The sequence below is a fragment of the Arenicella xantha genome, assembly GCF_003315245.1.
In the GTDB taxonomy this organism is placed as follows: Bacteria; Pseudomonadota; Gammaproteobacteria; order Arenicellales; family Arenicellaceae; genus Arenicella; species Arenicella xantha.
This window is the reverse complement of record NZ_QNRT01000001.1, coordinates 1,211,475-1,231,716: the sequence shown is the minus strand read 5'-3', so window position 1 is coordinate 1,231,716 and position 20,242 is coordinate 1,211,475. Positions and strand designations below refer to the sequence as shown.

General features: G+C 46.0%; 20 protein-coding genes and 2 pseudogenes. 19 read left to right on the top strand and 3 right to left on the bottom strand.

Going from position 1 to position 20,242, the window contains the following annotated elements:
• Positions 1–187 precede the first annotated feature (187 nt).
• Complete coding sequence (locus tag DFR28_RS05265) at positions 188–1,075, bottom strand: LysR family transcriptional regulator (RefSeq protein ID WP_113953221.1); 888 nt, start codon at positions 1,073–1,075, stop codon at positions 188–190.
• A gap of 88 nt (positions 1,076–1,163) precedes the next feature.
• Between DFR28_RS05265 and DFR28_RS05260 the strand changes: the two genes are divergently transcribed.
• From DFR28_RS05260 to DFR28_RS05210, 12 genes and pseudogenes are all read left to right on the top strand, one after another.
• Complete coding sequence (locus DFR28_RS05260; protein ID WP_113953220.1) at positions 1,164–2,345, top strand: MFS transporter; 1,182 nt, start codon at positions 1,164–1,166, stop codon at positions 2,343–2,345.
• 131 nt (positions 2,346–2,476) lie between these two features.
• Positions 2,477–2,959 (top strand): DUF3291 domain-containing protein, encoded by a 483-nt coding sequence (locus DFR28_RS05255; protein WP_113953219.1) that lies wholly within the window; start codon positions 2,477–2,479, stop codon positions 2,957–2,959.
• A gap of 101 nt (positions 2,960–3,060) precedes the next feature.
• Positions 3,061–3,549 carry a GNAT family N-acetyltransferase gene (locus tag DFR28_RS05250; RefSeq protein ID WP_113953218.1) on the top strand — a complete coding sequence of 163 codons (489 nt, stop codon included), beginning with the start codon at positions 3,061–3,063 and terminating at the stop codon, positions 3,547–3,549.
• Between the two features lie 597 nt (positions 3,550–4,146).
• Complete coding sequence (locus DFR28_RS05245; RefSeq protein WP_113953217.1) at positions 4,147–4,605, top strand: hypothetical protein; 459 nt, start codon at positions 4,147–4,149, stop codon at positions 4,603–4,605.
• A 93-nt stretch (positions 4,606–4,698) separates the two neighbouring features.
• Positions 4,699–5,241 (top strand): MAPEG family protein, encoded by a 543-nt coding sequence (locus DFR28_RS05240; RefSeq protein ID WP_113953216.1) that lies wholly within the window; start codon positions 4,699–4,701, stop codon positions 5,239–5,241.
• 188 nt (positions 5,242–5,429) lie between these two features.
• Positions 5,430–5,993, top strand: a complete 564-nt coding sequence (locus DFR28_RS05235; protein WP_113953215.1) for a flavodoxin domain-containing protein — start codon at positions 5,430–5,432, stop codon at positions 5,991–5,993.
• A gap of 101 nt (positions 5,994–6,094) precedes the next feature.
• A complete protein-coding gene (locus DFR28_RS05230; protein ID WP_147250933.1) occupies positions 6,095–6,856 on the top strand; it encodes a hypothetical protein in 762 nt (253 codons plus the stop codon).
• A gap of 86 nt (positions 6,857–6,942) precedes the next feature.
• The gene (locus tag DFR28_RS05225) at positions 6,943–7,710 is read left to right on the top strand and encodes a hypothetical protein (protein WP_113953213.1); all 768 of its coding nucleotides are present in this window, start codon (positions 6,943–6,945) and stop codon (positions 7,708–7,710) included.
• Positions 7,711–7,760: 50 nt separating this feature from the next.
• On the top strand, positions 7,761–8,609 hold the full coding sequence (locus tag DFR28_RS05220) for a DMT family transporter (protein WP_211316868.1): 849 nt from the start codon (positions 7,761–7,763) through the stop codon (positions 8,607–8,609).
• A 238-nt stretch (positions 8,610–8,847) separates the two neighbouring features.
• Positions 8,848–9,261: a nucleoside diphosphate kinase regulator gene (rnk, locus tag DFR28_RS05215; protein WP_113953427.1), complete on the top strand. Its 414-nt coding sequence runs from the start codon at positions 8,848–8,850 to the stop codon at positions 9,259–9,261.
• Positions 9,262–9,709: 448 nt separating this feature from the next.
• Positions 9,710–9,863: pseudogene (locus tag DFR28_RS20035) on the top strand (CopG family antitoxin).
• Between the two features lie 85 nt (positions 9,864–9,948).
• Entirely contained in the window at positions 9,949–10,557 is a 609-nt protein-coding gene (locus tag DFR28_RS05210) for a MarC family protein (RefSeq protein ID WP_113953211.1), read from the top strand.
• A 134-nt stretch (positions 10,558–10,691) separates the two neighbouring features.
• Here DFR28_RS05210 and DFR28_RS05205 read toward each other — a convergent pair whose 3' ends face one another.
• A complete protein-coding gene (locus tag DFR28_RS05205; RefSeq protein WP_113953210.1) occupies positions 10,692–11,585 on the bottom strand; it encodes an AraC family transcriptional regulator in 894 nt (297 codons plus the stop codon).
• A gap of 212 nt (positions 11,586–11,797) precedes the next feature.
• Here DFR28_RS05205 and DFR28_RS05200 point away from each other — a divergent pair, with 212 nt between their 5' ends.
• Positions 11,798–12,793, top strand: a complete 996-nt coding sequence (locus tag DFR28_RS05200; RefSeq protein ID WP_113953209.1) for an aldo/keto reductase — start codon at positions 11,798–11,800, stop codon at positions 12,791–12,793.
• A 253-nt stretch (positions 12,794–13,046) separates the two neighbouring features.
• The gene (locus DFR28_RS05195; RefSeq protein WP_113953208.1) at positions 13,047–13,376 is read left to right on the top strand and encodes a hypothetical protein; all 330 of its coding nucleotides are present in this window, start codon (positions 13,047–13,049) and stop codon (positions 13,374–13,376) included.
• A 117-nt stretch (positions 13,377–13,493) separates the two neighbouring features.
• On the opposite strand, the pseudogene DFR28_RS19920 reads toward DFR28_RS05195, so the two are convergent.
• Positions 13,494–15,367: pseudogene (locus DFR28_RS19920) on the bottom strand (DUF885 domain-containing protein).
• A 210-nt stretch (positions 15,368–15,577) separates the two neighbouring features.
• Here DFR28_RS19920 and DFR28_RS05180 point away from each other — a divergent pair.
• The 5 genes from DFR28_RS05180 to DFR28_RS05160 all read left to right on the top strand — a co-directional run bounded on the left by DFR28_RS05180 (position 15,578) and on the right by DFR28_RS05160 (position 20,224).
• Positions 15,578–16,006 (top strand): hypothetical protein, encoded by a 429-nt coding sequence (locus DFR28_RS05180; protein WP_113953426.1) that lies wholly within the window; start codon positions 15,578–15,580, stop codon positions 16,004–16,006.
• A gap of 325 nt (positions 16,007–16,331) precedes the next feature.
• Complete coding sequence (locus tag DFR28_RS05175; RefSeq protein WP_113953205.1) at positions 16,332–17,510, top strand: N(5)-(carboxyethyl)ornithine synthase; 1,179 nt, start codon at positions 16,332–16,334, stop codon at positions 17,508–17,510.
• A 150-nt stretch (positions 17,511–17,660) separates the two neighbouring features.
• Positions 17,661–18,086 (top strand): GNAT family N-acetyltransferase, encoded by a 426-nt coding sequence (locus tag DFR28_RS05170; protein ID WP_113953204.1) that lies wholly within the window; start codon positions 17,661–17,663, stop codon positions 18,084–18,086.
• Between the two features lie 253 nt (positions 18,087–18,339).
• Positions 18,340–19,518, top strand: a complete 1,179-nt coding sequence (locus DFR28_RS05165) for a glycosyltransferase family 9 protein (protein ID WP_113953203.1) — start codon at positions 18,340–18,342, stop codon at positions 19,516–19,518.
• Between the two features lie 73 nt (positions 19,519–19,591).
• Positions 19,592–20,224: a LysE family translocator gene (locus tag DFR28_RS05160; protein WP_113953202.1), complete on the top strand. Its 633-nt coding sequence runs from the start codon at positions 19,592–19,594 to the stop codon at positions 20,222–20,224.
• Positions 20,225–20,242 lie beyond the last annotated feature (18 nt).

The following is a 20,242-nucleotide window of genomic DNA, read 5'->3' as shown; positions in this document are numbered from 1 at the left end:
ACGTAACAAAAACCTACAACGGACAGGTTTACTAAGCCATGGAAGCTGGCAGTGTCACACCCAAGTCTTTGTCAATTGGCGCTGATGTTGGCGCTACATGTCATAGGAATTGTTGTGAAATTTTTTATGTTATGTGTAATGAATTTCAGGCTCGTCAATTTTGGCCTATGATTTGTTAGCTGCTAGTTCATAGGCTCAAGCGTGCTTTTAAAAATTCAATAAATACGGATATGCGTTTTGACAGCGCGGTGTTGCGATAAAACACCGCGTGCACATCATGACGTGAACTGCTCTGCTCAACGACACCAGGCAGTACTTCAATCAGCTCTCCGTTCTTTAAATACTCACCAACCATAAAATTTGAGATTAACGCTATACCGTGGCCACCCAGACACAGTTGAAGCAGCGTTTCCCCACTGCTGGCAGCGATCGATGGGTTTATCTCCAACGGTTCTGATAGTGGCCAGTTATTCAGGGAGCTGCCTCGAGAAAAGCCGATCAGCTGGTGATGCTGCAGATCATTTACGGACTGCGGCGTGCCGTAGGTCTTTAGGTAATTGGGACTAGCCAGCAGACGCATAGGGCTGCGGCCCAATTTGGTGGCGTGTAGGTTGGAGTCATCGAGTTTGCCAATCCGGATAGCAACATCGGTCCGCTTCTCGATCAAGTTGATAAAATTATCGTTCGATACTAGTTCTAATTTAACTAGCGGATATAGCTGCTGGAACTCTGCCATTAAGGGGACTATTTGGTGCAGCATAAATGGGCTAGCAGCATCTACTCGCAGCCAACCAGACGGCACACGTTTTTGTAATTGCAGCGTTTCCTCCGCCTGCTCTAAGTGTCTCAGGCCCTCGCGCACCTGCCGCACAAAATCCAAACATTCTTCAGTGGGTTCCACTTTTCGCGTGGTGCGATTGAATAAGTTGGTATCGAGTCGTTGCTCGAGCCGCTGAATGGCACGGGTGACTTTGGCAACCGGGTGATTGAGGGTTTTAGCTGCTGCTGAGAAGCCGCCGAGATCGAAGACAGCCAGCAGAATAACCAGGTCATCTGTTTTGGATATATTTGTCATAAGTGTAATAGTGTTTTATATATTACGTTGTTTTTCGCAATAATATATTCCCGCATACTCCACCGCAAATCAATATAGGAGTTATGTCATGCCATTAGCTTTATGGGCACTCACCCTGAGTGCATTTGCAATAGGTACCACCGAGTTTGTAATCGTCGGATTAGTGCCCACCATCGCCCAAGATCTGGGTGTATCCCTACCATCGGCTGGCCTGCTGGTGAGTCTCTATGCCGTGGGCGTGGCTATTGGCGCCCCTGTGCTCACAGCCTTAACCGGTCGTTGGCCGCGTAAAACGGTGCTGCTAAGTTTGATGGCGCTTTTTGTGGTCGGCAACCTCTTCGCTTGGCAGGCACCGAGTTACCAAAGCTTGATAATCGCCAGAATTCTTACCGGCTTAGCCCATGGCGTTTTCTTCGCCATCGGCTCTACGATTGCCACAGGCTTAGTGAGTAAGGACAAGGAAGCTAGCGCCATCGCCATCATGTTTACTGGGCTTACGGTAGCCCTAGTAACCGGTGTGCCCTTGGGCACCTTGATTGGTCAGAATTTTGGCTGGCGCGCGACTTTTTTAGTCGTTTCCTTGCTGGGCTTAATCGCGTTTATTGGCAGCGCCTTGTTGGTCCCGAAGAACCTAAAGCAATCCGCACCTGCAAAACTGCGTGAACAACTTCAGGTATTGATGGAGCCGCGCCTGTTGTTGGTCTACCTCATCACCGCGTTAGGCTACGGTGGTACCTTTACGGCCTTTACCTATCTTGCACCGATTCTGGAGCAGGTGAGCGGCTTTAGCTCAAATGCAATTGCGCTGGTACTGTTGGTATATGGTGTCTCTGTTGCAGTCGGCAATATCTGGGGTGGCAAGCTTGCTGATTCCCAAGGCCCGATAAAAGCGCTAAGCATAATTTTTAGCGCCTTAACGTTGGTGTTATTGGCCTTTACCTTTACGGCGAGCAATCCAATATTGGCCGTGCTAACGATACTTGTTTGGGGGGCTTTCGCCTTTGGCAATGTGCCCGGCCTGCAGGTGTACGTGGTACAGCTAGCTCAGAAGTACACACCCAATGCAGTGGATGTGGCCTCGGGTTTGAATATTGCCGCCTTTAACATCGGTATCGCGTTAGGCTCGTTGATAGGAGGTTTAGTGGTCGAGGATATGTCGCTAATGGACACTCCCTGGATTGGGGCGCTGATTGTTGCGTTGGCTATTATTCTGACGCGTATTTCCGGCGCGTTGGACTCACGTTCGTCTAAAAAGCTGGCAAGTATTTAAAATCTTTATTAGTACATTATTTCGAGAACTGGTCTCTAACTTGTCGTGTGTTACCCTATAACAAAGAGAGGCAGCCGACGCATAAATGCGCGGCTGCGTTAGGCGTTGGATTTACACACAAGAGGTGATTAATGAAATACCATTTGGCACAATTGAATATAGCTCTTTTTCGTCTACCTAAAGAACATCCAGATAATAAGGAGTTTATTGATAATTTGGATAGAGTTAATGCCATCGCTGAAACTCAAGAAGGTTTTGTTTGGCGCTTTACTGGCGAAGGTAATGATGCGATGGACGTGCAGGCTTTTGACGATCCCAATATAGCTTCCAATATGTCTTTATGGACTGACCTCAACTCTCTTGGAGCTTTCGTTTACAGGAACAAAGAGCATCGAGAAATCATGCGTCGAAGGGGTGAATGGTTTGATAAAATTGATTTCTACTTAGTTCTTTGGTGGGTTCCAGCGGGCCATACCCCTACATTAGAAGAAGCAAAAGAAAAACTTGAATTGCTTACAAAGGGTGGGCCGACCGAAAAGGCTTTTACTTTTAAGGAGCCTTTCCCCTCACCAGATGAGAGTAAAGTCAGCCCAATTCTCGATGAGTGTGCATAGAAATTTAACAAGGAGCCAAAATTTTTTCGCCTTCGGTTTTGGTGGACGCTCATGTTTTCGCACTCCTTGGCTGGGCGTGATGTTTTACGAACAATGAAACGATGAAAATCAGAGAAGCAACAAAGTCAGACTGGGACTCAATATGGCCAATGTTTCATGAGATCGTGTTGGCTGGTGAAACATATGCTTATGAAACGAGTACGACCAAAAAGCAGGCTGAGAAAATTTGGTTGGAAGCTCCACGTAAGACCTACGTTTTTGAAGAAGACGGTAAGATTTTGGGCACGTATTACTTAAAAACAAATCAAGCTGGCCCAGGCAGCCACGTTTGTAATTGTGGTTATATGGTTTCCTCCCAAGCAAGGGGCAAAGGTCTGGCAACATCAATGTGCGAGCATTCGCAAAAAATGGCATTAGAGCTTGGGTACAAAGCAATGCAATTTAATTTCGTGGCATCTAGCAATGAAGGGGCTGTTCGTCTTTGGTGCAAACTTGGCTTTGAGACTGTTGGCCGTTTACCTAATGCATTCAATCATCCTATTAGAGGGTTCGTAGATGCATTGGTAATGTATAAGTGGTTACAAACATAGTAATTACATCAAGTTCGCCGCCACGCTGCTGCGACCTCCACTCCGTTGTTAGTTTTGTTGTTTCACGCTACGCTACAACAAAATAAATAACGACACTTCGGCCTCTGATGTGAGGCGTTATGGATGGAACCGAAAAATGAGTGTGATTGGCAAATTCATCATCCTTTACCTGATCCCATTAGTGACCTTTGCGGTTTCTTTGGGTGTTTACGTACATGCATATGGTAAGAGTCCAGAAGACACGTACGTTAATATCGGGTTACTTTTTACGATTTGCTCCTTAGTGGCTTCATCTGCATTAGCCTTCAATTTAGCTCATAAATTTTTACCAGGGCATAGCAACTATCTGGGCGTAGTGTTTTCATTGATTCCATGTTTTCTTTCGATAATCGTTATAATTTTGTATCTAATAGTATTCTTCGGTGTTTTTAATCCTTAAAGTTCAATAAAACCACCGCTTATTGCGGAGTTAGTTTCATTTAAGTTTGTCGACGGTGATAGAGGACAATTCTCAGTCGAGAAGAAAAGCTCAAAAATTATTGTTTATAATCGAATACGTAACAAAATTTAAAGGGGGTCGCTGAACCAAGGAAGTCTATGCCAAAGTTCGAAATTGAAACATTTCTATCGGTAACTCCTGAGCAGCTTCAAGCAGAACTGCTTAGCATGTCTGGAGTTAATTACGAGTTAGCGCCGATAATACAAATGTCGGTGCCAGAAAAATGGGCTACAACCGCAATCACTCTATGGCCGACACATGAAAATGTTTTTACAAGCACGGTGTTGTTGTTTGGTGTTCTTCCGGTTGATCGTCATTGTTTTAAGCTTTTATCTGTTACTGGCACGGGTTTTACTGAGTCATCGAAAACGCTATTGAATAGTGTGTGGTCGCATCAGCGTACGATCACCAAACATGGCTCTGGTGCCAACGTAAAAGATGTTGTGTATTACACAACTAAAATACCTTGCATAGGCTCTCTACTAAGACCGGTTTATCGTTCAATATTTATGCATCGTCATAAACGACTAAAATTGAGATATGCAGAATTTGGCTAACACCTAGTTTAAATGGATGTGTTATGCCCACTGCGTATTTTTGCATAGCGATTGGCCTTGTACCTATTAGCCACCACGAATCACGAGGAGTGTATGCGACGACTAACGGAAAAACAGCATGGCGTGTTGAAGGGAATGGTGTTCGGAATGATCATTGCTATTAGCATTGTAGGCTTAGGGTCATATTTAAACCCTTTTGGCTATCAAGAGCCGATTAGCTTGGTCAGTAAACTTAATATTCTAGCCGTTAGCCTAATCATACCAACCTTTTTTCTGGCGATTGCTATTGGTCGCTTAGCGAAGCATCGCTTTTTTACGGCAGAAGATATTGATGGCGGGGGTATGTCACGAGGGTCAGAGCAGGCCAAAGTATTGCAGGCTCTATTGCAGAACACCGTCGAACAAACCTTGCTAGCTTCACTGATATATGGTGCGTGGTTAATTGTGATGCCGGCGAAATTTCTGTCGACAGTTCCGCTCGCTGCCTTGGCTTTTGGGCTAGGTCGTATATTATTCTTTGTAGGTTACAACAGCGGTGCTCCATCACGAGCGCTGGGCTTTACACTGTCTTTCTATCCATCAATGGTGATGTTCATTGGCATAGTTGGAAATCAAATAGGGCAGCTAGTTAGCTAAAAACATACGTGAGGGCTTGTTAATAAATCAAAGTTCACTTGCGGTTGGACGCGCTCTTTATGGAGGGGTTATGGATTTTGACGTGAACCCGTAGCGCTCCGTTTGCGTATGCCTATGGAATTTTATCCGCTACCTTGCATTGTAACGGACGCTATGAAAAACATCGAAACGCTTCGGGAGACAACCTAATGAAAGCACTGGTATTGTATAAATCGACTGCTGGGCATACCAAGCGATACGCCGAGATGATCGGTGAATTAATCAGCGCGGATTGCGTGCCGGTAGATCGCTTTGACTTTAGTTTGGCTGGGAACTATGACCTGATAATTTTTGGAGGGAACCTTCACGCCGTAGGAATAAATGGCTACAAAATTTTCAAACAGCATTTGAGCCAAATGGCGAATAAACACATCATTATTTATGCTGTTGGCGCGACTCCGAACAAAGAAGGCGTTGTCGAAGAAATAAAGGATAAAAATTTACTTTCCGAGTATGAGAAGAAGTTTCCGCTCTTTTATTTACGCGGAGGATTTGATTTTGCCAGACTACCACTCAAAGAGAAGGTGTTAATGTCCTTGTTAAAGATCATGCTTCTACTCAAGCGAAATAAGAGTGAAGATGAGCGTGAAATGTTGGCATCGTATAAGCATCCTTTGGATACTGTAAAAAGAGAAAATTTACACGAGCTGGTCTCATACATTGAACATTATGACCTTTCCTCAAACGTAGAAGTTATACAGGAATCTTCTTGAAGCATTCTCCAGCTGGGGTATTCTCACTGAGTTCGTGAGCCACGCGGTGAATCAATCGCGAAGGGCTGCAAGGTAAAGTGTTTCTATATGAGCTGTACACTATGACTGCAAGACCGATACTGTTGGCCGCCGCATTACTACTAGGAGCTTGTAGTGATGCCCCAAGTCCGCATGACCTGAGTGAAGAAGCTGAGTATTTTGAAGTTTCAGATAACTCGAATAATACCGTGCCGGTTGCAATCTCGTTGCGGCCGATCAAATTGGATTTGGAGATTCCTCGACACCACTTAGCAAGCATTGCACATCCGTATAAGCCGTGGGCTAAAACCATATGGGACCGAGTGAATTTGCAGGTATTGCTTCCAGACTTCCAATTTAGGAATACGCAAAACCTAGCTGAATTCAACTCCCAAGATAGTGCGGATGTATTGCGATATCGAATCGGCGGGTTATCGAGTGATCAGTCATTTGTGCTGCTTTCCGTAAACAAGGAGTACCAAGAAGTTGATGATTTTGCCGATGTGCATTTGCGCGCCTATGTTAATCGGCGGAAGTACGGAAATCAGAGTGAGGAATCTATTCAAGCTAGACAGCCCACTATGTTTGTGGTGAACGAATCATATTTGCGCACACCATCGGAAAAACCAATTGTACTAAGCTGTAATTTGCGTCGTTGTAATGCATCTATGGTGATACCGGCGTCAAACTGGCCCGAAGCAGACCGAGTCGATTTTGGTGGTACGCAAGGAGTGAGAATTGAATTTAATTATGACCAAAAATACTTAAGGCAGTGGCAGCAGATTCACAATTTTGTGCTGGCCACTATCGCTTCGTATATACACTATCCTGAATCAGTACTGTAGCGCTGACAACGTTTCGAATCATCAACATGCACCTTAGCTGGTAAATATTGAACTAGTAAACACAAAGCACGATAGGCTAAGACTCTATGAGCATTACACTAAGATCAATTGGATTATTGGGAGCGCTGCTTTTTGGCGTTCTTTTTTCAGCTACATTTGCTTCTCCTGAGCTGATTGAAGAGTCTGCTAGAGATTTCGTTAAATATCAAATAGCCAAGGAGGTGCAGGCCAAGCAACAACTGTTGAGTGACTCAACTGTGGCGAATAAAGCGTTAGAGATGGCCGAAAAATTGGGCATGGAATCTGAGCAAATTCAAGAAGATCTTGATAACAATTTGCCAGAACGAATCGCTACTGTTCTCGCCTCTCTATGTGGTTACGACTGTGAGAAGAAAAAGGCGATTACGCAGTCGATCACCACTGCTTATCTCGAGCGCATAAAGAATATTAACAGCGCGCAAGAGACGCTTGGGAAAATCGTAAAGGGTAAATATTTAGAGATTGTTGGTAATCTTAGATTTGATCTTCGTATCTTTCTTGGAACTAACTTTGTTATGTTTACTGTTTTGTTGGCGATTTCTTTTGCCAAACCGCAGGCTATCAGCCACTTGTTCTTGCCCGGGGTATTGCTGTTGTTCGCGACGTTGTTATCGTCGTTGATCTATGTGTTCGGCCAGGATTGGTTTTATACGATTTTATACAACGACTATATGGGGTTCGGCTATCTCGCTTATATTGGTGTCATATTCGCCGGCTTAGTCGACATTGTGTTTAACCGCGCGCGTATCACAACCGAAATCATTAATGGCATAGCGAGCGCGATTGGCTCGGCATTCTCGGTTGTATCGTGTTAATTAAACCGGCCTACTGGGAACCACATACTCGGATGCAGGGCTAACGATCAATGCACGCCGTAGCATGGATGTCTGGAACCTTGGTTTCGTTCTGCTTAATGGCAATTGGAGCCAGAGAGCTAAGTGGCGAATTGTCGGTTTTTCAAACACTGTTTTTTCGTAGCGCGATTGGCTTGTTTGCCTTATTGCTAGTTTTTCTGATGTCCCGACGAAAAACCGTTATTCGAACTGACAGGGTTGGGCTGACGCTACTGAGAAATGTTTTCCACTTTTTTGGGCAATATGGATGGTTTGTAGGAATCGGTTTACTGCCGTTGGCCGAAGTTTTCGCTCTCGAATTTACCGTGCCAATATGGACGTTAATTATCGCGGCCATTTTTCTGCGTGAGAAAATTACGGTTAGAAAAATCGTGGCGGTGTCTCTGGGTATCGTTGGTGTGCTGATTATTGTGCAGCCGGGCTATGCGATTATCGATTCGGCGTCATTTATTGTGCTTGCCGCCGCTATTTGCTATGCCATCTCGTATACCGTGACTAGGGCGTTAAGTGTCTCTGAATCAGCGTTTTCAATATTGTTCTACATGTGCCTAATTCAACTTCCTATAGGGCTAATATTGTCACTTGAAGATTGGCTATGGCCTGCTGGCGAGCAATGGCTATGGTTGCTGGTGATTGGTCTAACGGCGCTCTCGGCGCATTATTGTTTGGCTAAAGCGATGCTGTTCACCGAAGTAACCACGGTTGTTACACTCGATTTTCTTAGACTCCCTCTAATTGGTTTGGTTGGAATTCTACTTTACGCTGAACCAGTAAAAGCGTCGCTAATTTTGGGTGGTGGATTGATGCTTCTTGCCAATCTAATAAGTATTAAGCAACCTACTAAAGCGCGCGAGAATTAGCCTAGTTATTACTGGTTTACATGACATGCTCGTGACGGGGATCGCTGTACAATCTAGCTATTTGACGACGAAACTGGCACAAATTCTAAGTCGATTATTTGACTACATTTTGAAAGGATAGTGACTGCCGTGTTGGCGCTTGATTTAGCGAACGGAACCGTCATATACAAGTAACTTAGGCAACGCGTTAAGCAAACACTAAACCCATTGGTTGATGGGGAAATTATTGAGGATGAAAATGAATAAGCGACCAGAAATAACTATTTCATCGTTAGATGCAGATAGGCTGTATAAATTAATCGATTCGTTACCAAAAAATAGTTTATTGGGGGTCAGTGAGCTGGAAGAGGAGCTTACGCGCGCTAATATTGTTGATCCACCGCAAGTTCCGCCGACCATTGTAACGATGAATTCAACCGTCAAATTTTCGGTGGAGTCGTCTAAAGAAGAGTTTGTGTTGACCTTGGTTTACCCTAAAGATATCGATGAAAGTGGTAGTAAAATATCCATTTTGGCTCCGGTCGGTAGTGCGCTGTTGGGTCTATCGCAAGGTGATGAGATTGAGTGGCCCAAGCCTGGCGGTGGATTGATCAAGGTCAAAATTGAAGAAATAACGTATCAGCCAGAGCGAGCTGGAGAGCTGCATCGATAGCGCGCGAGACTCGAGTATCCAAACGTCACATGCGACGTTCATTAGGCTGCCGTGGTAGTTTGCGGTGCGCTGGTGAGCGTCGGCGAGGCAAAGTTCTTGATTGTATTTACAACGTCGTTATAATGGTGGCGTAAGATGTTGTTTTTGAAGGGGTTCTAAACATAGGGATGCGCTTCAATCAGCGACACCGAGTAACCCCCGACTGAAACAGTCGACTTTGTCTTCGCAGCGTTTTCGCTCGATCAAAAGCCCAGCTAAAATTCTCTAAGGAAGATGAGCGTTTTTAGCAGGCTAACGTATAGAATCTAATCCTCTTTTCGTATGCCAATATGTTAGAGGAGACCACACAGTTATCGACTTAACTGGTCGTTGAACCTCAACATAGAATCGATAAGAGCATTCGCAGTGCGCGACACAGACGACTTAGAACAAAAGCACCTGCCCTAAAATGCCAAAGAAGCAGGTCACTATCCGTCTTGACCAAGACACGCTCAGCTATGTTCAAGACTTAGCTGAAGAATAAAAGTGTTCCATATCAAAGTCTGATTAATTTGTATCTTGGTGATTGTGCGCAATCACATCGAGATCTTATCTGGCAGTAACAGCAGTTAACCAGCGCTGGAGATGTCGTGAACGTTTGCTATGTTCGCGCTCATGTCGTGTGCTCTACATAACGAGGTCCCAACAATGATAGATTATTTAGCAACCTTCATTATGTTCTTTGCGGTGATAGACCCCATTGGAACGGTGCCGGTGTTTATTGCGGTGACGTCCCACTTCAACAAGTCTGCTCGGAATAAGATTGCGCTTATTTCAACCCTAGTAGCCGCGATGATCCTCCTGTTCTTTATAGTGGCTGGCGAGTACATACTGATCGCAATGTCGATACCGCTTCCGGCGTTTCAGATTGCCGGGGGCATTGTGCTATTTTTGTTTGCGCTAACAATGATTTTTGGTGAAAGCAAACCAGACGAAGAGATGAAGCTGGTGCAAAGTCATCATGAAACCGCGATATTTCCATTGGCGGTTCCGTCTATTGCGAGTCCTGGTGCAATGTTGGCCGCCGTTTTACTAACCGAAAACAATCGTTATAGCATTTGTGAACAAGCACTCACGGCTGGCGTGATGCTAAGCGTGTTGTTAGTCGTATTTATTTTGATGTTATTGGCGAGTCACATTATCCGATTAATCGGTGCAAGTGGCGCCAGTGTAGTCAGCCGAGTCATGGGTCTTATATTGGCTTCGGTCGCGACATCCAATGCGTTAGAGGGAATAAAAGTGTATTTCGGGCTATAGGTGTAAGTACCAGCCTCCCAATAAATAGGGAGCCCTAGCAACTTGGGGAAAACTGCCATTCAGATCGAATTTCGTTTACTGATTCACCACATGAGAGGTTTGGTCAGGCGTTGCGATACTCTCGATGTGGGCTCTTAACTGGTTTGAGTTGTGTGTGTCTGAGTATCAGCCGATGGCGGTGTGCCGAAAAAACGGCGGTACTCTCGACTAAATTGTGATGGGCTGGAGTAGCCCACGTTGTACGCGGCATCGCTGGCCGAGAAGTTGTCGAACAGAATATTTCGTCTGGCCGCGTGTAATCGAATAGCCTTAATGTATTGAATGGGCGAGCAGCTAGTGACCGTCTTGAAGTAAGAATAGAAAGATGATTCGCTCATACTGGCAATTGCCGCTAAATCGGCTACTTCTAAATTTTTCGAATATTGTTGTTGTATAAATCCGATGACTTTGGCAATTTGAAAATTTTGTCGGTCTTGATGTGCAAAAGCTCTTAGCAAATCTCCCTGAGCACCATTCAACACATGAAATAGCAGTTCCTTAATGGCTAATTTACCCAAGAATTTGGCCTGTTCCGCATTGTGAAGATAAGACAATAAGCGAGATAGCGTTAATTGAATGTCGTGGTTCAGCGTTGATACAAAGATGCCGGGGCTTGGTGCTGACGGCGCGGGCTGTTGTTTCGCGGCTGTCTCAACCATCAGTTCGCTGAGTAAAGCTCTATCAATGTCGATTCTTACCGCGAGGTAAGGAGCGTCTTCACTGGCGGTTTCGATTTGGCATTCGAGCGGTAATGGAACTGATAGCACCAGATAATTTAGCGCGTCGTACACGAATACTTCACTGCCTAGTAGCGCAGATTTACTGCCTTGCACCACAATGTAAATGCATGGTTGGTAGATAATCGGAACGCGATCGGACATTGCCGCATAGTTCTTTACCAAGTTGAAGTTGTCTATTGAGGTTGAGTGAACCCCTGCAGTTGGTGTGAGTTCGTCAATTCGGGCGGCTAATTCAATATTCAGGTTCATGTGGTTTCGCTGTGCCGTGATGAGAAGTAATTATTATGCTACGAGCCGCCGGTAAGACAGAGTCTAAAAAGTCAGTTTTGGAGGAATAGGCAAGTATCGAGTAGGAACGATCTATTAACAGTAGCCAGCCGAACCCTATTATTTACGCTCTCCGGCGGCCTAAGCAATTCGTAGCGTAGGCTCGCTGGGCAAATTTAAATTCAGGAGCAATAATGAAAACACGTTTACTTGGTACACAGGGGCTTGAGGTTTCGAGCATTGGGCTAGGATGTATGGGGATGTCCGATTTTTACGGTCGTCATAACGAGCAGGATTCTTTAAATACACTGTCACAAGCGATTGAGTCGGGCGTTACATTTTGGGACACCTCTGATATCTACGGGCCACACACGAATGAGCAATTACTGGGTCGCTATTTCACACAGCATCCGTCTCACCGGAATACGGTTACGTTAGCAACTAAGTTCGGTGTCATGCGCAGTCCGCAAGGCGATTTCTTGGGCGTTAATGGTCGCCCCGAATATGTGCAGCAAGCTTGTGACGCGAGCTTAACCCGCTTGGGAGTGGAGCATATCGATTTGTACTATCAGCATCGTATGGATCCGTCCGTGCCGATTGAAGATACTGTCGGTGCCATGGCGGACTTAGTTAAGCAGGGTAAGGTAAAATATTTGGGCCTGTCGGAGGCGGGCGTGAACACCTTGGAGCGAGCCTCTGTTGTGCATCCGATTTCAGCATTACAAAGCGAATTTTCATTGTGGAGCCGTCATCTCGAAGCGGAAATCTTACCTGCATGCCAACGATTGGGCGTCGGTCTGGTGTCGTATAGCCCACTTGGTCGAGGGTTTCTAACCGGTGCGATCAAAACTCGAGCAGATCTTGAAGCAGGGGATTGGCGACTAGCTAACCCGCGTTTTTCGGAACAAAATTTTCATCACAACTTAGCATTGGTAGATAAGATCAAGCAGCAAGCGAGTGCTAAACAATGCACTGCCGCACAACTTGCGTTGGCGTGGATTCTGCACCAAAGCGATCATTATGTGCCGATTCCGGGAACCCGTAGTGTGCAACGATTGGTCGAGAATGCAGGTGCGGTGTCAATTGAATTGTCGACTGCGGAGTTGGATGAGGTTAATCAAATTATCTCGCCGGAATTAATCGCCGGAGAGCGCTATCCAGAAGCGGCTATGTCGGCCTTGGACTTGTAGCTTGATGTCAGCTTAATTGGGCTAATAAGCGCTTTAGTCCGGGCGGAGGGTACGACTTTATGGATGAGCGCGATACGCTGAATTCTAGTGAGTCGTACCTTTTGCTGAGACTCTATTGCCTAACCGTGCGTTAGATTTTGCAGGGCGACGGTCTGGCTTGGGCTGTGAAATACATCGGCAATATGACAAAATAGCGCTGCTGCTTAGTATTAATATCTTAAGCCCAATACCGACTAAATAAGTAAGGAAAAACATGAAAAAACTAATCTCACTGTGCGTTTTTGCGATGGTGTCTAACTCAGTCAGTGCGTTTGAATCTCAGGATTTGAATGGAATCTGGTGTTTTTACGAACAAGAAGGAGCGGGCAATACCGTTGAAGAAAAAGTCACCATCACGCTGAATGACGATGGGACTTATAAGTGGTCAGATGTGTTTTGGAAGCAAGATGGTACTTGGTCGGTGGCAGATGATAAGTTAATCATGTCCGACGTAGGTTCCCACAAACTTGTTTCGGTTACGGCTGACAAAGTCGAAATGACGCGTGGGAGTACTATGCGCATGCGCAAGGGCGCTTGTTCTTAAACTTAAATGTTTATTCGCTAGATACAAAAAGAGCGTGTATTGATGGTATTTTCAATACACGCTCAGTCGTTAATATCCATTGACTACCCTAGGACAGGGTAGCCATGACGTTAAGCTTTATTGTGGTTGCTGCTTGGCTTGGATATACGCATCAACCTGTGCTTCCAATATTGGCAGTGGCATAGCGCCCTTACCAATCACAACATCATGAAAGTCCCGAATATCAAAGTTGTCGCCAAGTTGTTGTTTAGCTCGAGCGCGCAGTTCTAGAATCTTCATCATGCCGATCTTATAGCCGAGTGCTTGACCAGGCCAAACAAAAAAGCGTTCTACCTCGGTGACCATATCACCTTCAGAAAGCGGTGTGTTTTGGCGGAAGTAGTCGATGGCTTGTTCCCGCGTCCACTGTTTTGCATGAATACCAGTATCAATGACTAACCGAGCCGACCGCCAAATTTCGTCATGTAGGCGGCCAAAATCACTCATTGGGTCTTGGTAAAACCCCATGTCTTTGGCTAAGCGTTCGGCATATAAGGCCCAACCTTCGGTATAGGCACCGTAAAAGCTGTGTTTGCGAAAGTCCGGTAATCCGGTGAGTTCTTGTGAAAGCGCAATTTGAAAGTGATGTCCGGGTACGCCTTCATGATAAGTGATGGCTGTTGATACGCTTATTTGATAGGTGCTCATATCTTTAAGGTTGGCGTAGTAATAACCTGGCCGACTGCCGTCTAAGGAAGGCGACTCATAAAACGCAATCGACGTCGAATTTTCGCGCCATGGCTCCACACGACGTACTTCCATGCTGGCTTTTGGTAGCTTATTAAAATACTGGTCTGCGACTGTAAATATTTCTTCAGTTTGGCGTTGTGCATCGGCTAAAAATGCAGCTCGACCGGCATCGTCATTGCTATAAAAGTTGCTAGGATCGGTGCGCACAAATTTAAAGAAGTCTGGAGGCTGCCTTCGAATCCGAGTGTCTGCATAATGCCACGCATCTCAGTATGAATTCGCTCGACGTCGGCTAAGCCTCGCTGGTGCACTTCATCTGCGGTTAAATCGAGTGTGGTGAAGCGTTTGATTTGCGCTTGATAAAATGCCTCGCCATTGGGCAGCGACCACACACCCTTATTGCCGTCTACAAGTGTTGACTGACGCTTTATTTCAGTCGTGAGAGCGTCGATTCCGGCCTTAAATGGGCCGCTAATTGCGGCACTCGCACGTGCCGTCAATTGGTCTTTCTGTTCTTCACTAGCCGTTAGTTCTGCGAGCTTAGTGGTGAAATCGGCTAATAGAGTGTGTGCTTGGTCGGACTCTTCGATTGGTGCACCTTTACCCAAGCCGCCAATGTCGTTCAACATATCTGAATAGGCAAATGCAGGCGTCATTACGCCAAATTCAGCGCGGTCAGCTAGCTGTTTAGTCATGGTTGCGTAGACGTCTTGCAAGCCCTCGATTCGCGCTATGTAATCTTCTGCATCCTTTACGGTATCGATGCTGTGAGCATTGAGCAGTAAGCTAACTTTATCGGTCACTTGGCCGCGAAACTGATCAACAATATAGGCGTGCTTTCGATACGGGGCTTGATTGATAGTTTCTTGGAATTGATACGCGAACAGGTCAGCACTGAGCTGGTTATCCGGCGTTAGCGCATCTCGATCAAATTCGGCGAGCTTGTTTAAATCGGCTTTCGCTTCGTCAACATTAGCTTGGGCTGCGGCATCTGAGATATCAGTCCATTTGTCTTGATCTTCAGTCTTCAAGCCGAGTGCGGATTGTCGCTCAGGGTTCTGTGACACCTCTCGGTCATACACAGCTTGGAAGAACTCGTTGATCTCAGAGTTGTCAGCGCGGTTAGAGCTTTCAGCGATGGCGCTTGAATCAACGACCGCATCAGTCGCTTGTGTGTTCGGTGTCGACGCTGGTTTGTCGCAAGCCAGCAATAGCAATGCGGTTGCGCCATAGGTGAGGCCGAGCCTGATCGATTTCAGCATTATTGAGGTACCTTGATAGCAGATTAGTTGGGCGCTCCATGTTAACCTTGAAACAGCATTCAGCGATAGCGAAGCTTAATAAACTCTGCGGTCAGGCATTTGCGCTTTGTAAATGAGATTTCCAGATGCTTGAATCAAATAATTTAAGTTTGACTAGTAGCTTGATGAGTAGTTTGATTACCTGAAACGAGAATGAATGATGGAGCGAAAATGAAGCTTGTATTACCTTTTCTACTGTTTGGTCTGTTGACGGCTTGTGCTTCGACGACCAACAACAGGGTTTCTAGTGATGAGTGTGGAGTTGATGAATTATTTAATGGAATTAGCTGTATCGAACCAGACTTAGAGGCTATTGCGAAAGCGCCATTAGGTTCGCAGTACAACCCTGTGCGCGCTGACGGCCCGAGTGGTCAGCGTGAGTATTTATCTAGACTTGTTTGCAGCAATGGCATGTCGGTTGCCGACTTCTATCGATTAGGTAGTGCGGGCCCCAGCCCGTATGGGTTTATTTTAGACATGTATATGGTGAAATGTGACACCGATGCTGGCTTGGTAGAGCATGAGGTGTATCTAGATATGTATCACAAAGGTTATTTAGAAACTAATGCCGCCGAAGGCTTCTCCATCGTAAACGAATAAGTTATCGGTGAAATGGTTTAGAAGGTGGTTTAGTGCGCTCAGCTAATCAAACTAAATTAGCGCTGCTCTCCTTATTCTCGAACTAGGTCGAGTGAAAAGCGCTATAGTGGTCTGACTAATTTGGTCTACAACTGTTCGCAGCAGGAAGTGCGAATAGATCCAAGCAATTAGCTGGGTTCAAGGTTTTTTATCACCAGCTCTCTACAAATCAACTCTGTGTAACGGCGGCTTAGTTTAATTCGCTGCTGTGCGTGGACATTCGGCCTATTGGCGAAATTGACCACTCGTTCATGCCGTCACCAATAAACAACAAGGAAGGTACGACATGAAACTATCAAGAGTGGGCGTCATTGGCACGTCTAAAAAGCAAGATGAGCGACGTTATCCAATTCATCCCGCACATTTATCACGGATTCCGCAGGCGCTTCGTCAACAACTTATATTCGAAGAGGGCTATGGTGCGCCTTTCGGTATATCCGATGCGGAAATTTTGCAGTTGAGTGGTGGACTCGCGACGCGTCATGAATTACTCGCCGACATTGGCACGGTGATAATTGCTAAGCCGGTGTTGGAGGACCTCCAAGAGCTTCGCGAGGGCGGCACACTTTGGGGCTATGTGCATTGTGTGCAGCAAGCGGATATTACCCAAGCAGCGCTAGATCGCAAGCAGACACTTATTGCTTTTGAAGACATGTTTATTTGGTCTCCAAGTGGTCAAATAGGTCGCCATACGTTTTATAAAAATAACGAAATGGCGGGCTATTGCGCCGTGATTCATGCCTTGCAACTCAAGGGTATTGATGGACATTACGGCAATCAACGTAAAACTATTATCTTTGGTTTCGGTGCTGTGAGTCGCGGTGCGATTTACGCTTTAAAAGCGCATGGTTTTCGAGATATTACTATCTGCATTCAACGCCCTGACCATGAAGTTCGCGAAGAAGTGCTCGACTGCAACTACGTGCGGATCTTAGCGGGCGTCGATGATGAGGCGCGCATGATGGTGGCGGCCCATGATGGGAGTATGCGACCGCTGACAGACTTGATCTCTGAGTCGGATATTATTGTAAATGGCACCTTTCAAGATACTGCGCATCCGATTGATTTTGTTACTCAAGCTGAGAGTTCGTGTTTAAAGCCAAATGGCTTAATCATTGATGTGAGTTGTGATGAGGGAATGGGCTTCTTTTTTGCTAAACCCACGACCTTTGAGAACCCAATGTTTAAATATGGCACCACGGATTATTACGCGGTGGATCACACGCCGAGCTACCTTTGGGAAAGTGCGACGCGTTCGATTTCGGCCGCGCTCATTGTGTATCTGCCAACGGTGTTAGCGGGGCGTGATGCTTGGCAGGCTAACGCGACGATTAGGCATGCAATAAATATTGACGACGGTGTGATCAAGAACAAGTCTATCTTGTCGTTTCAACAGCGCGAACTGGATTATCCACATGCCTATCTAAACCATGTAGGCGACGCTACGCCGAAACAGGTGGCGTGATTAGCCAATTTCAGTAACATGGGTTTGTTCGCCGGCATATTGTTAGTCTACTGGGGATTCGAGTCAGACTTAGTTAAGCTAGGCTAAATTAAGTTAAGAGATTCGTCTTAATGAATTAGTCTTACAAAGTAATTCAAGCTGGAGTGTTTGATGAGAATCGATTTTGTGCCGGCCGTAGAGTCTGATGAAACGTATCTATTGGCGCTACGCAAACAGACTATGACTGAGCACCTTGAGGCTGCTGGGTTGTTTTTGTCGGAAGCGGAGCATCTAGCGCGACTCAGGCACTTGTACTCGTGCTGTTACTTAGTGCTGATTAACGGTGAGCGAATTGGCGCGATCAAGTATCAGAGTACTGCCAGCGAGCTTAATCTATTGCAGTTGCAAATTGAGCGTGACCACCAAGGTGCTGGGTACGGGTCGGCTATAATTCAACAAATCTTGGCACACCATGCTGGCAAACAGATTGGATTAAGCGTGCTTAAAGCGAACCCTGCCTTTGGCTTGTATCAGCGCTTGGGGTTTGCGGTGGTTGGTGAGGACGAACACGAGTACTTGATGCGATATGAGGTGTAGGAGCTCTGCTCGGTTGTACATTAGGTGTGGCTTGCAATCAGTGGCAGCAAAGCACTTAGCATGCTGCTACTACCGAGTTCGTTGAATCGAAGTATTCGGTTTTTTCGATGCGATTGGAGGCATGTTGGCGTGGTGCTAAAACAAGTCATGCGAGCGCGCGCAAAAAAGCGTATATTCGCTCTGTTATTGCTGTCATCCCGCTGCAATCTAGCAAGGGTATGGTCAGCCAGTTTGGCAAACTAGACTTTTTTGGATGAACGCTTATAACCCCACAACCTCAGCATTGACAAAGCCGACGGCGGACACGGCCAGAATTTTGGTGATTCGCTTTAAGCACATCGGTGATGTGTTGTTGACTTCGGTATTGTGCAATACGCTCAAGCAAACCTTCCCGAAGGCGCGTGTGGATTTTCTAATCCAGCAGACCAGCGCCGACCTTTTTGTTAATCATCCTTACATTAATAAAGTCATTGCAATTAGCCCTGCGCAGCAAAAAAATCCCTTTAAATATTGGCAACTTATTCGTCGTATTACCAACGATAACTATGATCTAGTCGTCGACGCGCAATCGACCGCCAAGAGTGAGTTGGTGTCGATGCTGGCGCGCAAAAATGCAATATGTATCGGTCGTAAGAAGCGCCGTCGAGGATTCTTTTACACGCATAAAGTGGATACCAGCCAAAAACAAGCGGGTAACAAAATTGAAGAGCGTTTGAGTTTGCTGGAGCCGTTGCGCAAGATGGGCTTTGATGTAAAACGTTATGATCAAATGGAAATCGCGGTTCCTGATGCGACTAAAGCGCGTTATCGACAAGCCTTATTAGATCGCGGTGTGGATTTATCGCGCCCGATCTTTGCGGTGTCGGTAAGTGCTAAATTGCCGCATAAAAAGTGGCGGGTTGATTACTTGCATCATGTTATGGATCACTGTGTCGAAGTCTATGGCGCGCAGATCGTATTGAATGCGGGGAGTGATACCGAGCGAGCTGATGCGTTGGCGTTTATGCAAGCATCGCGGCATAAGGAATCTATTTTGCACGATGTCAGTACCTTTAACTTAATGGATTTATCGGCGCTATTGTCACTGTGTGATTTATATGTGGGCAATGAAGGTGGGCCGCGCCATATTGCGCAGGCAGTTGGCGTGCCCAGTGTGTCTATTTTCTCACCGAGCGCAAAGAAGGCCGAATGGTTACCAAGTTCATCACGCTTACATCAAGGTGTTGAATGGGATGATTTGGTAGATACCAGCTTGGAAGAGAAGGCGCGCGTGCATCGGCAGCTCGAAGTCGGTAGTGCCGAATACTTTGAGCTCTATTACAGCATAACGCCGCAACCGGTTATTGAGTTGATTGATGATGTTGCGTGCTTTGCGGGTATTCAACGCCTGGATAAAGTTCATGCAGAATCTCAAGCTCGAGGCGGTGTTTGATTCTTTCCTAGTGTTGCTAAAAGATTGCCGAAACCGAATTGCGTAATAGAGCGCATTGCTTTAAAAAGTAACTATGAGTGATTACACGTTTTTAGCCGCGATTGCCGGTATTTTACTGATTGGCGCTATGAGCCCTGGTCCAAGTTTTTTTGTGGTTGCGCAGAGCGCCTTGGCTAAGTCGCGTACACACGGTATTGCTACGGCTCTAGGCACGGGGCTGGGCGTTGCATTGTTCGCTATATTGGCCAGCTTTGGGGTAACTACCTTAATTGAGACGGTGCCAAGTGCGTACCTGATCTTTAAGCTCTTCGGCGGCGCCTATTTACTGTATCTGGCGTTTAAAATCTGGCGCGGTGCCCGCGAGCCGTTGGTTACCGAATCACTCGAAGGGAAATCGTCAGGCACCTTGTTCCAGTCATTCCTGTTGGGCTTGATTACGCAAACCAGCAACCCCAAAACCGCCTTGGTGATCGCCGGTATCTTTGCTGCATTTGTGCCGGCAAACCCTCCTCAGTACACCACCTTAGCGGTTTCGATCATCGCTTTTGTTATCGATTTTAGCTGGTACGCTGTGGTGGCCTTAAGCCTGTCTACTAGTCGCACACGTGGAGTATATCAACGCGCTAAAACGGGTTTTGATCGTACTGCTGCGGTGTTTCTCGGTGCGGTTGGTATCAAGTTGTTATTGAGCAAACTTAGTTCGTAAACCTGCATGCATAGACTA